Genomic DNA, 11,792 nt, shown 5'->3' on the forward strand with positions numbered 1-11,792 from the left:
GGTGCCGGTCACGGTGCCGGTCGCGGCGGCGGTGGCAGCGACGGTGTCGGTGCCGGCCGCGTCGGCGGGCGCGTCGGCCGGCGGGGTGTCCACCGGCTCTCCCGCCCGGCTCGCCTCTGTGCTCACGATGTCTCCACCTTCTCGGTCGGGGAGGAGAACCCCCCCGGTCCTCCCCATCACAGCTTCGGCGCGATCTCGTCGGCCCAGATCCGGCGGCGCCGCTCGACGGCCATGTGGCAGGCCACCGTGTGTCCGGGCGCGGTCTCGCGCAGCTCGGGGCGCTCGACGGTGCTCTTGCCGTCGGTCAGCTCCGAGTAGGCGCAGCGCGGGTTGAACGCGCAGCCCTGCGGCAGGTTGATCAGGCTGGGCGGGGTGCCCTTGATCGGCAGGAGCCGTTCGCTGCGCTCGCGGTCCAGGCGCGGCATCGAGCCGAGCAGGCCCCAGGTGTAGGGGTGCTCGGGGCGGTGGAAGACGTCGTCCACCGAGCCGTACTCGATGTTGCGGCCGCCGTACATGACCAGGATGTCGTCGCTCAGCTCGGCCACCACGCCCAGGTCGTGGGTGATCATGATGATCGCGGAGTTGAACTCGCGCTGCAGGTCGCGGATCAGGTCGAGGATCTGCGCCTGCACCGTCACGTCCAGGGCGGTGGTGGGCTCGTCGGCGATCAGCAGCTCGGGGTCGCACGACAGCGCCATGGCGATCATGGCGCGCTGGCGCATGCCGCCGGAGAACTGGTGCGGGTAGTCGTCCACCCGGCGGTCGGGCTTGGGGATGCCGACCCGGCCCAGCATGTCGACGGCGTGCTTGCGCGCGACCTTCTTGCTGACGTCGTTGTGGATGCGGTAGGCCTCCACGATCTGCGCCCCGACGGTGTAGAAGGGGTGCATCGCCGACAGCGGGTCCTGGAAGATCATCGCCATGTTGCGGCCGCGCATCCGGCGGACCTGGTCGGGCGAGGCGCCGACCAGCTCGTTGCCGTCCAGCCAGATCTCCCCCGAGACCTTGGCGTTGCGCCGGTTGTGCAGGCCGAGGACGCCGAGGCTGGTCACCGACTTGCCCGAGCCGGACTCGCCCACGATGCCGAGGGTGCGGCCGCGCTCCAGCTTGAACGACAGCCCGTCCACCGACTTCACCAGGCCGTCGTCGGTCGGGAAGTGGATGCGCAGGTCGCGGACCTCCAGGAAGGAGGTCGGCGGCCGGCCGGGCTCCTCGACGGTGGTGGGCGCGCCGTCCAGCATGTCGGCCGGACGCTTGGACTTGTCAGCCATCAGCTGTGCCTCACCCTCGGGTCAACGACCCCGTACAGCAGGTCCACGATCAGGTTGGCGACCACGACGAACAACGAGGCGGTCACGACCGTCCCCAGCACGACCGGCAGGTCGCTGCCGACCACGCCGTCCAGCGCCAGCGAGCCCAGGCCCTTCAGCGAGAAGGTGCGCTCGGTCAGCACCGCGCCGCCGAACAGCAGGCCGATGTCCAGGCCGAACACCGTCAGCAGCGGGGTGAGCGAGGCGCGCAGCGCGTGCTTGGTGATCACGGTGCGTTCGGGCAGGCCCTTGGCGCGGGCCGTGCGGATGTAGTCCTCGCTCATCGTCTCCAGCATGCCCGCCCGGGTGAGGCGGGCGTACATGGCGGCGTACAGGAACGCGAGGGTGATCCACGGCAGGATCAGCGCCGACGCCCACTTGAACGGGTTGTCGGCGAAGGAGGAGTAGCTGACCGGTGGGAGCAGCCCCCACTGGTGCACGACGAACGCCAGCGACAGCAGGCCGGTGAAGTAGATGGGCAGCGACACGCCCGCCAGCGCGATCATCATCGCGGCGCGGTCGAACAGGCTGCCGCGGCGCAGCGCCGACAGCACGCCGATGGAGACGCCGACCAGCAGCCAGATCACCGCGGCGCCGACCACCAGCGACAGGGTGATCGGGAAACGGTCGACGAGCTGGTCGGTGACGCTCTGGTTGGTGCGGAAGGAGTAGCCCAGGCACGGCGCCGGGCAGTCGATCTTCTCGACGCCGGTGTCGTAGGTGTCGCCGGTCACGGCGGCCTTGACGAAGTTGCCGTACTGGACCGCGAGGGGCTGGTCGAACCCGAAGCGTTCCTTGATGGCCGCCAGCGCCTCCGGGGTCGGAGACTTGCCGGCGAACCGTGCGGCCATGTCGTCGGTGGTGGTTCCCGCCAGCTTGGGAAGCCCGAAGAAGATCAGGAAGGTCACCGCGCTGATGATGAACACCAGCAGAACCGCGCCCCCGAGCCGGCGAAGAATGAAAGCGATCACAGTGCGCGGCCCCGGACGGCCGGCCCGGTCCCGGTAGGGCCCGGGCCGGCCGTCCTTGCGGCCTTCACCTGCCTTCTTCAGCGAAGCGGCGGAGGACCTACTGGGTCACGCCGAGGGTGGAGTAGTTGTACATGCCGAAGCCCTTGTGGAAGAACACGTTGTTCAGCGTGCTCGGCCGGAACAGCAGGGACTTGGCGTAGACGTTGGGCATGTAGGCCGCCTGCGAGCGCAGCCGGTCGTCGATCATGTTGTAGAGCTTGGCGCGCTCGGCCGCGTCGACGGTGGTGTAGGACTTCTTCCACGCCTCGTTGATCTGCGGGTCGTCGATCTGCGCGATGTTGACGTTGCCGCTGGGCAGGATGGCGGCCTTGTCGCTCAGCGCCCACAGGTAGCCGTAGCCGGTCGGCCAGTCCGACAGCCAGCCGAAGGTGCCGATGCCCACGTTGTTCTTCTGCATGAACGACGGGGAGCCGGCCTGGTCGGAGGTGTAGGTGTTGGCCGGGAAGCCCTTGAGGTTGAGCTTGATGTTCACGCGGGCCAGCGACTGCTGGAGGGCGATGGCGACGCCCTTCTCCTTCGGCCGGTCCTCGCGGTAGATCATCGTGGTCTCGAAGCCCTGGGGCTTGCCGCAGGCGGCCAGGGACTTCTTGGCCTCCTCGACGTTGCCCTTGTAGCCCTTCTCGGCCTTGGTGTAGTAGTCGGTGCCCTTCTCACGGCCCTCGACGTCCGGGGGCATGATCGAGGTCGCGATCTCGCCGCCGACGTCACCGCCGTAGGCGCGCCACATCGCGTCGCGGTCGGCCGCCCAGACCATGGCCTTGCGGCACTCCAGGTTCGGCACGACCTTCATGTCGATCGGGTTGTACCAGTGGAAGCCGCCGGGCGGGTTGTCGGCCTGGGCCTTCAGCTTGGGGTCGGTCAGGATCGACTTGCGCGCGTTGTCCTGCACGCCCGAGCCCGCCAGGTCGACGTGGATCTGGCCCTTGAGCAGCTGGTTGTCCAGCTCCTCGGCGTTCAGGCCGGCGATCGTCTCGATGCGCGCGGGGAGCTGCTTGCGGTTGGTGTCGGTGCTCTGGTCCCAGTTGGAGTTGGGGACCAGGGTGCCGCCCTTGCCGGGCTGGTAGTCCTTCTCCCACTTGTAGGGGCCCGAGGAGATCGGGTGCAGGCCGTAGCGCTCGCCCTTGTCCTTGTCCTGCGGGACCGGAGCGGTCTGGCCGGAGAAGTTCACCAGCTCGTTGAACTCGGTGAAGGGGTCCTTCAGCTTGAACACGACGGTGTAGTCGTCGGGGGTCTCGACGCCCTTGAAGTTGTCGAGGTTCTTGTCCTTGTAGGGACCCTTGTAGCCCTTGGCGTCCAGGACGTTGGAGAAGTAGGACGGGCCGTGGCGCAGGACGGCGCGGTCGAAGGTGCGCGCGACCGCGTACTTGATGTCCTTGGCCTTGATCTCCGTGCCGTCCTCGTACTTCATGCCGCGGCGGAGCTTGTAGGTCCAGGTCTTCTTGTCGGCGCTCGGGACGCCCAGGCCCTCGGCCAGGTCGGGGCTGGGCTTGCGGCCCTCGTCGCCCGGCTTGGAGGCGTAGGTGAGCAGCATGCGCGAGTACAGGCGCACGTAGTTGGTCGACCAGGCGTAGTACATGTCGCCCGGGTCGGTCGACTCGATGTCGCTGCTGATCGCCATCCGCAGCGTGCCGCCCTTCTTGTCAGAAGGGTTGACGACCTTGCCGACCGCGGCCTCGAAGCCCGCGCCGTCGGCGGTCTTCTCGTCGCCGCCACCGCCGCAGGCCGTCAGGCCCAGGCCGAGCAGGACGACCCCGGCCGACGACGCGGCCAGGATTCTGGGACGACTTTTCATGAGTACCCTTTCGCTTCTCTAGCGGGGAGTTCCAGCGCGCTCAGCGGTTGCTGCGCGGGTCCAGGGCGTCGCGCAGACCGTCGCCGAACAGGTTGAAGGCCATCACGGTGATGAAGATCGCCATACCGGGGATGACCACGAAGTACGGGGCGATCTGGTAGGTGCGGATCGCGTCGGTGAGCATCGACCCCCAGGCGGGGGTGGGCGGGCTGATGCCCACGCCGAGGAACGACAGGGCGGCCTCGAACAGGATGTTGGTCGGGATCAGCAGCGTGGAGTAGACCAGGATCGGCGCGACCAGGTTCGGCAGGATCTCGCGGAACAGGATGTAGGGGCTGCGCGCGCCCATGCTGCGGGCGGCGTCCACGAACTCCCGCTCGCGCAGCGAGATGGTCTGGCCGCGCACGATGCGGCCGATGTAGGGCCAGGAGAAGAACCCGATGATGAAGATCAGGATGGCCATGCGCAGGCCGTTGCCCTCCAGGCCCAGCCACTTGTCGGGCAGCACGCCGACGACCGCGATGGAGAACATCAGCAGCGGGAAGGCCAGGAAGATGTCCATCAGGCGGGCGATGACCCAGTCGACCCAGCCGCCGAAGTAGCCGGCGACCACGCCGAGCACGGTGCCGATGACGACCGCGACCAGCGTGGCCATGAAGCCGACCAGCAGCGAGACGCGGGCGCCGTAGACGATGCGGCTGAACAGGTCGCGGCCGTTGCCGGGCTCCAGGCCCAGCAGGAAGTCGCCGTTCATGCCGCCCAGGGACGAGGTCGGGCCGCCCAGGGTCGGGTCGATCAGGTCCTGGTGGAACTCGTTGGGCGGGTGGCCCAGCAGCTTGACGACGAGCGGCGCGAAGATCGCCATCAGGATGAGCAGGATCACGATGATCCCGCCGGCCAGCGCCACCTTGTCCCGCTTGAGGCGCAGCCAGGCGATCTGGCCGAGGGAGCGGCCCTGGATCGCCTTGCCCTCGATCCCTTCGAGGACGGCGTCCGGCTGGGCCTGCGTCTCCGACCCGGTCACCTCGATCGGTGCGGTCACGCTGCCTACCTCCTACTGTTCGACCACGGCTGTCCGGCCACGGCACCCACCGGCGCACGCCCGGCGGTCGCGAAGATCGTCCGCTGCGCCCATGCCCGTTACGCCGCGTTTGCTGGAGGGAAACCTAATGCTTCGGGCACGACTGTCCATCCACGAACCGGGCTGCGCCAGTACCCGTATCTGACTTGTGATCTCGTCGTCATCTAGGGCACATGAGACGCGGACGCCAGAACGGACAAAGTTCTCAGACAGTACATTGAGGAACATCACTCTGCGCAAGGGGAACCCGGTCCGGACCGGCAAGCTTTACCGGACCGAGTCCGTTCCGAGATCGAGCGTCCGCAGGTCAGTGCCGATGATCACAAGAACGGCGGGCCGGGACGCCGCGTGACCACGCTGGGTCACGCGGCGTCCCGGCCCGCCGTGCGGCCGGGCGGCGCCCCGCCGGGCGCCGCCTACCGGACCGTTACCTGACGTCCCGCTCGCTGTCCTGCCCGCTGCCCTGCCCGGCGCCCTACTTGATGCCCCGGTTGCGCAGGATCTCCTCGATCTCGGCCAGCTCGGGGTCGACGGGCGCGGCCTGCCGCCGCTCCACGGCCCTGCGGCCGCCCGCCCCGCCGCCCTTGCCGTCCTTGGACGCCTTGCCCGCCTTCGGGGCCTCGGCGGCCCTGCGGCCGCCGCCCTCCGGCGCTCCGGCGCGGCGCGCCAGCATCCCGCCGGAGACCAGGTACAGCAGCACCGCGAGGCCCGCGACCGTCACGCCCGCCCACTTGACCGGGCTGAACGCCAGGTCCATGAAGAACCCGGTCGCCCCCGTCATCGTGGCCGCCACCGGCACCAGCGACCACGCCGCGCCGCGCAGGCCCGAGGCGGCGCCGCGCCTGCGGTACACGCCCCACGAGATGAACAGCCCGAGGAGGGTGATCCCCAGGCTGACGGCGAAGATGGCTGCGTCGCTCATGCCGGCCCCTCAATCCATGCGATGATGCTCCCTCCATCGTCACACGGACCTGCCGGAGGGCCCCTCATCCGGTGGAACGGTTTCCCGGGCCTCCGGGTTCCTCCTCAGGCGTGATCTCCCCCTAGGGGGCGGACCCCGGAGTGGCGGGCCCCGCCTGCACCTCAGGTATCAGGCGGCACGGACCGGCGGTACGGGCCGGCGGACGGGCCGGTGGCGCGGCGGTACGGGCCAGATCAACTCCCGGCAACGATTCGGGGACGTTCCGGGCCCGGCGGGTGAGGCCGCAGCCCCACCGGGGTACTGATCGACTTCCCCGGCGTCCCGGACGGCCCGCCTCATCTGGCCCGCTCACGCCGAGGACCGCGCCGGTGGCCGCGGGGTGAAGGTCACCGGCACCGACGCCAGGCCGCGCAACATCCCCCGCCGCCGGGGCAGCCGGTCCACCGGCTCGGCCAGCGCCAGGTCCGGGAACCGCCCGACCAGCGCGCCCAGCGCCGCGGTGACCTCCAGCCGGGCCAGCGCCGCGCCCAGGCAGTAGTGCAGCCCGTGCCCGAAACCCACCTGCGGGTTGGGCTCGCGCCGCACGTCCAGCACGTCCGGGCGGCCGAACCGCCCCGGGTCGCGGTTGGCCGCGCCGATCGCCACCACCACCATCTCGCCGCGCGGGATCTCGGTCTCCCCCAGCCGCACCCGGCCGGTGGTGAAGCGGGCCACCCCGCGCGCCACCGGGCCGTCGTAGCGCAGCAGCTCCTCGACCGCGCCCGGCAGCAGGCCGGGGTCGGCGCGCAGCGCGGCCAGCTGCGCGGGGTTGGTCAGCAGCGCCACCACCGCGTTGGCGAGGAAGCACAGCGTGGTCTCGTGGCCCGACAGGAACAACATCATCGCGAGGCCGACCAGCTCGTCGTCGGAGACCTGCTCGCCGCGGTGCGCGGTGACCAGCGCGCTCAGCAGGTCGTCGCCGGGCGCGGCGGCCTTGAGCCGGATCTGCTCGCCGAAGAACTCCACCATCTCGGCGCGCGCGGCGTCGGCGCGCTCCAGCGTCGCGCCGTCGGCGGGCGGCATCGCCAGCCCCACCGACCAGTTCCGGAACCGGTCGCGGGCGAACGGCACGCCCAGCAGCTCGCAGATCACCGCGATCGGCAGCGGCAGCGCCAGCTCCTCCACCAGGTCGGCGCGGCCGCGCCCGGCGAACCCGTCCAGCAGCTCGGCCACGATCGCGGTGACGCGGGGCCGCAGCTCCTCCACCCGGCGGGCGGTGAACGCCTTGGCGACGATGCCGCGCATCCGGGTGTGGTCGGGCGGGTCGCTGGCCAGCAGGCTCTCCATCAGCACGTTGCGGCGGCGGGCCGGGGCCAGCCCCGCGGTGATGCGCGGCGCGGCCGCCAGGTCGGCGCTGAGCGCGGGCTCGTTCAGCGCCGCCACCACCTCGTCGTAGCCGGTTACGACCCACACCTCCACCTCCCCGCGCAGCCGGGCGCGGTGCACGGGGGCCTCCGCGCGCATCTCCTCCAGCAGCGGGTACGGGTCGGGCCACTGCGCGAAGTCGATGGGGATGTCGAACACCTTGGCGGCGCCGGTGGTACCGGTCATCACGGGCCTTCCTGGATCGGGCGGGCGGGGCGGACGTGCTCGCTGAGGGCGTTGCCCCGGCGCACCCGGAACCGCACGCGCGGCTCGGGGGAGGCCAGGTCGACGTGCAGGGTGCGTTCCTCGGTCCAGCCCTCCAGCCGGAACTCGCCGAGCCCGAGGTGGACGAGCGCGAACAGCGGCTCGCCGCCGGCCAGCAGCGTCAGGCGGCCGTCCACCACGTCCACCGCGCCCGGCAGGTCCGGTGCGGGCGGGCCCTCGGGCTCCTCCTCCGACCAGTCGGGGAACGCCGCCGGCAGTGCGAACCCGCAGCGGAACGAGGCCGCCTCGGCGGGGTTCAGTGGCACCGGCTCGCGTGCGAACACCACCTCGCTCCACCGCAGCGGATCGGTGAACTCTGTTGGGAACAGTTCCAGCAGCGCGGGCGTCACCATCGTGTCGATCACCAGGTGGACACGCGGCTCGGCGCCGTCGTTGCGCACGTAATGGAGACGGTCGAAGTCGCCGAACCACAACCGCCCGGCGTTCCAGTGCCGCTCCTCGCCGCCGATCACCACGACCGCGCCCGGATTGGTGATCACCGGGATGTGCAGGCGCAGCGCGCCCCACCGGTAGCCGCACTTGCCGTCGCGGTGCTCGTGCACCCGCGCGCCCGGCCCCAGCGCCATCAGCCGCACGCTGCGCAGCGGCGCGGGGATGCCCGCCAGCGCCTCGGCGGTGTAGGGGGCGTGCGCCAGATGCGGGGTGTCGGCGTGCGGGACGAGCCCGGCCCCGCCGGGGTCGGTGCGGTCGGGGTCGCCGCTGGGGCCGCGCAGCGACAGGATGCGCCAGTCCACCTCGGTGCGGGCGGCCAGGCCGTCCTGCCCGTAGGCGCGCTGGGCGCGCCAGGTCATCGAACGCAGCGCGCGGGCCTCGGCGGCCAGCCGCTCGGCGTCGTAGAAGCGGTCCAGCGGGACGGCGGTGGGCGGCGCGGCCCGGTCGCCGGTCGCGGCGCCGGTCGCGGCGGTGGTGGCGGTGGTGGTGGCGGTGGTCGCGGTGGCGGTAGTCGCGGCGGTGGTGACCGTGGTCGCGGCGGTGGTCGCGGCGCTGCCGGGGCTGGTGCTCGCGTCAGTGCCGGTGCCGGTCATGACGCGGCCTTGCGGACCACGACCGCGCCCGGGTCGGCCGGGTCGTGGCTCGCCTGCGCCAGGCCGTCGCCCTCCACCGGATGCAGGCCCGCGTCGGCCAGGTCCTTCAGCACCGGCTCGGGGCGGTGCATGTTGTGCCGCCGCTCCACCACCTCGGTGCCGACCAGCTCCCCCTGGTGGTAGGTGCGGTAGGTCATGCGCAGCTCCGACAGGTCCGGGCCGAGGGCCCGCGCGGCGGCGGCGAGGGTGTAGCGGCACTCCCCCAGCACCGCCTCGTCCACGACCCGTTCGGGCATGTCCAGGGCGGGCTGCCGCATCACCATGTCCATCGCGCAGACCCCGCCCGGCTCCAGGTGCGCGGCTATGGCGGCGAACAGCACGGGCCGGTCGGCGGGCGGGACGTGCTCCAGCACCCCCGCCAGGTAGACGTAGCCGAAGGCGCGGCCCAGCTCGAAGGAGGGGGCCGAGCCCGGCAGCACCGTCACCCGGTCCCACAGGTCGGGACGCTCGGCGAGCTTGGCGACCAGCACCGCGCGCATCGTGGTGGAGCGTTCGAGGCACACCACGCTCGCGGCGCGCTCGGCGACCGCCAGCGTGATCCGCCCGGTGCCCGGCCCGATCTCCAGGGCGGCCGCGCCGGGCGGGGTCAGATCGGCGAAGAACGCCACCGACGGCAGGGCCCGGTCCCCGTCCTTGGCGCGGAACAGGTCGTAGTAGCCGGGCGTGAAGGCATAGGGGTCGGTGGGCACGCTCTCTCCCTGCGTCGCGGGTGTCGGGCCGGGCGGGGAACCGGTGCCCGCGGCCACGGGCGCTCGGCGGCCGCGGGCACCGGTTCTCATCTGGTGCTTAGTGCCAGTACTTCATGGGAGCCACCCTCCTTCCGCTGTGTGGGGGTCGCGGCGTCCCGCCCCGTTCAGCCCGCCGCCACCCGCAGGTGGGCCGGGCTGCGCAGGGTCAGGGTGCGCCGGTAGGTGGGCGCGCCCAGGGCGCGCAGGGGCGCGGAGCTCTCCGCGAGGACGGTCAGCACCACCCGCGCCTGGACGGCGGCGAAGGGCGAGCCGAGGCAGGAGTGCGCGCCCCGGCCGAACCCCAGGTGCGGGTTCGGGTGCCGGTCCAGGCGCACGGAGTGCGGGTCGGGGAAGCGGAGGGGATCGCGGTTGGCGGCGCCCAGCAACAACGTGACGTCCTGCCCAGCGCGCACCCGCCTGCCGCCGATCTCGGCGTCGGCGACGCAGACCCGGGCCATGGCCTGCACCGGGGAGGTGAAGCGCACCAGCTCCTCCACCGCCCGCGCCGGCGGGGCCGCCGCGAACGCCGCCAGGCCGCCGGGGGCCTCCAGCAGCGCGATCACCGACAGCGCCAGCAGCTTGCTCGCCGAGGTGTACCCGGCGTGCAGCAGCACCCGCAGCGTGTTGGCGACGACGGAACGGTCCACCCCGCCCGCGGCGACGGCGTCGGCCAGGGACCGCACGATGCCGCCGTCCGGCGGGTCGGCCAGCCACCCGTCGGTGAGCGCCGACAGCTCGGCCCGCGCGGCCATCGCCGGTTCGTGCCGCTCGGGCCACACCCCGGCGTCCATGCCCGCGGCGATGGTCTCGGCGACCGGCAGGAACCAGTCCGGGTCGGGCTCGGGCACGCCCAGGTAGGCGGCGATGGTGGCCAGCGCCAGCGGCTCGGCGAACTCGGTCACCAGGTCGAAGTCCGGGCGGGCCGACAGCCGCGCCAGGAACTCCCGGGCGCGGGCGGCGACCATCGGCTCGACCTCGCCGCGGTCGCGGACCTGGAGGGCCTCGATCAGCGGCCGCCGGATCGCGGTGTGCTCGGGCGGGTCCAGGGTCTGGACGCTGATCGCCTGCGGCGGCATGTCCACCCCGGCGCGCCGCCAGTCCGCGCCGAACCGGGCGCCGTCCCTGAGCACCGCGACGCAGTCGGCGTGCCGCGTCAGGACCCACGACTCCAGGGAGGGGCTCCACGACACCGGGTCGGCGGCGCGCAGCCGGTCGTACTCGGGGTGGGGGTCGGGCGGGGCCGCGGGCGCGGCGAGCCGTGCGATGGAATCGATGACGGTTCCGGACATGAATATCCTCGCCAATGTCGACACCGGCCGGAGGCGATTAACGGTTCGGCGGAAAAGGCTCGCTCAGGACTTTCGGAAGTAACCGAAGGCGAGTTTTCCGGTGCCGACGAGCACCGAGACGCGCTCGGGCTTGTCCGCGAAGAACTCGTCGCACGCCTTTTTGACGCCGGGGAACCCGGCGAAGGCGCGCGGGCTGCGCACCTCGTCGCAGTAGTCGTCGACGATCACGATCGCGCCCGGCGCCAGCCGCGGGTACAGCGCGGTCAGCGCGGTGCGGATCGACTCGTACAGGTCGCCGTCGACGTAGGCGAAGCACACCCGCTCGGGCAGCTCGGCGGGCAGGGTGTCGGCGAACCAGCCCGGGTGCACGTGCGGCGGTGCGACGTCCCAGCGGGCGAAGGTCCTGGTCAGGTCGGCGACGCCGGTGCTGAGCTGGCCGGGGCTGGAGTAGTCGGTGTCGTGCGGGCCCGGCGGCGGCAGCCCCGCGAACGAGTCGTAGACGTGCAGGTCGCGGCCGGGCGCGAAGTGCTCGGCGACCATGTGCAGGAACACGCTGGTGCGGCCCTCGTGGCAGCCGATCTCCACCACCGCGCCGGGCACCCCGGCCGCCAGCACCCCCGAAAGGGCCCAATAGATATTGACGAGCTGGTCGACCCCGCCCATTCCCGGGTTCTCCGCGGCCAGGGCGAGTATCACATCGTTGTCCACGTTGCCCCTTGGTGAGGAGAGTGGTCCTGCGTGATCACCTATGGCACCGTAACCCGGGCCTGTCGCACTGTCCAGGTGTCCTCCGCCTTTCTTTTCAGGAAAAGGCGGGAGGCGGGCCGGGAAAATGGCGACCGGCCGCATTCCCATGGGTGCGGCC

Annotated in this window: 10 protein-coding genes; all 10 read right to left on the reverse strand. The window is 71.9% G+C overall.

The features are described 5' to 3' along the window. Positions 1–176: 176 nt before the first annotated feature. The 10 genes from AH6_RS02900 to AH6_RS02945 all read right to left on the reverse strand — a co-directional run bounded on the left by AH6_RS02900 (position 177) and on the right by AH6_RS02945 (position 11,635). Complete coding sequence (locus AH6_RS02900; RefSeq protein ID WP_067473001.1) at positions 177–1,271, reverse strand: ABC transporter ATP-binding protein; 1,095 nt, start codon at positions 1,269–1,271, stop codon at positions 177–179. After that, on the reverse strand, positions 1,271–2,281 hold the full coding sequence (locus AH6_RS02905) for an ABC transporter permease (RefSeq protein ID WP_067473004.1): 1,011 nt from the start codon (positions 2,279–2,281) through the stop codon (positions 1,271–1,273). The genes AH6_RS02900 and AH6_RS02905 overlap by 1 nt, the downstream gene beginning before the upstream one ends. A 97-nt stretch (positions 2,282–2,378) precedes the next feature. Continuing rightward, complete coding sequence (locus AH6_RS02910) at positions 2,379–4,133, reverse strand: ABC transporter substrate-binding protein (RefSeq protein ID WP_067473007.1); 1,755 nt, start codon at positions 4,131–4,133, stop codon at positions 2,379–2,381. Between the two features lie 40 nt (positions 4,134–4,173). Further along, a complete protein-coding gene (locus tag AH6_RS02915) occupies positions 4,174–5,175 on the reverse strand; it encodes an ABC transporter permease (protein WP_067473009.1) in 1,002 nt (333 codons plus the stop codon). Positions 5,176–5,689: 514 nt separating this feature from the next. Then, positions 5,690–6,136 carry a hypothetical protein gene (locus AH6_RS02920; RefSeq protein ID WP_067473012.1) on the reverse strand — a complete coding sequence of 149 codons (447 nt, stop codon included), beginning with the start codon at positions 6,134–6,136 and terminating at the stop codon, positions 5,690–5,692. A gap of 348 nt (positions 6,137–6,484) precedes the next feature. Continuing rightward, a complete protein-coding gene (locus tag AH6_RS02925; protein WP_083982161.1) occupies positions 6,485–7,726 on the reverse strand; it encodes a cytochrome P450 family protein in 1,242 nt (413 codons plus the stop codon). After that, positions 7,726–8,850, reverse strand: coding sequence for an aspartyl/asparaginyl beta-hydroxylase domain-containing protein (locus AH6_RS02930; protein ID WP_083982162.1), 1,125 nt, complete (start codon positions 8,848–8,850; stop codon positions 7,726–7,728). Before AH6_RS02930 ends, AH6_RS02925 begins: the two co-directional genes overlap by 1 nt. Further along, positions 8,847–9,599, reverse strand: coding sequence for a class I SAM-dependent methyltransferase (locus AH6_RS02935; RefSeq protein WP_067473015.1), 753 nt, complete (start codon positions 9,597–9,599; stop codon positions 8,847–8,849). The genes AH6_RS02930 and AH6_RS02935 overlap by 4 nt, the downstream gene beginning before the upstream one ends. Before the next feature lie 164 nt (positions 9,600–9,763). After that, complete coding sequence (locus AH6_RS02940) at positions 9,764–10,927, reverse strand: cytochrome P450 (RefSeq protein WP_067473018.1); 1,164 nt, start codon at positions 10,925–10,927, stop codon at positions 9,764–9,766. Positions 10,928–10,990: 63 nt separating this feature from the next. Further along, the gene (locus AH6_RS02945; RefSeq protein ID WP_169807790.1) at positions 10,991–11,635 is read right to left on the reverse strand and encodes a TylF/MycF/NovP-related O-methyltransferase; all 645 of its coding nucleotides are present in this window, start codon (positions 11,633–11,635) and stop codon (positions 10,991–10,993) included. Between the last annotated feature and the right edge of the window lie 157 nt (positions 11,636–11,792).

Origin of the sequence: Actinomadura hibisca NBRC 15177 (genome assembly GCF_001552635.1) — a bacterium.
Lineage (GTDB): Bacteria > Actinomycetota > Actinomycetes > Streptosporangiales > Streptosporangiaceae > Spirillospora > Spirillospora hibisca.

Excerpts from the sequence above, each read along its gene's own strand:
- AH6_RS02900 (WP_067473001.1), bottom strand. The coding sequence starts at position 1,271 with ATGGCTGACAAGTCCAAGCGTCCGGCCGACATGCTGGACGGCGCGCCC.
- AH6_RS02910 (WP_067473007.1), bottom strand. The coding sequence starts at position 4,133 with ATGAAAAGTCGTCCCAGAATCCTGGCCGCGTCGTCGGCCGGGGTCGTC.
- AH6_RS02920 (WP_067473012.1), bottom strand. The coding sequence starts at position 6,136 with ATGAGCGACGCAGCCATCTTCGCCGTCAGCCTGGGGATCACCCTCCTC.
- AH6_RS02925 (WP_083982161.1), bottom strand. The coding sequence starts at position 7,726 with ATGACCGGTACCACCGGCGCCGCCAAGGTGTTCGACATCCCCATCGAC.
- AH6_RS02930 (WP_083982162.1), bottom strand. The coding sequence starts at position 8,850 with ATGACCGGCACCGGCACTGACGCGAGCACCAGCCCCGGCAGCGCCGCG.
- AH6_RS02940 (WP_067473018.1), bottom strand. The coding sequence starts at position 10,927 with ATGTCCGGAACCGTCATCGATTCCATCGCACGGCTCGCCGCGCCCGCG.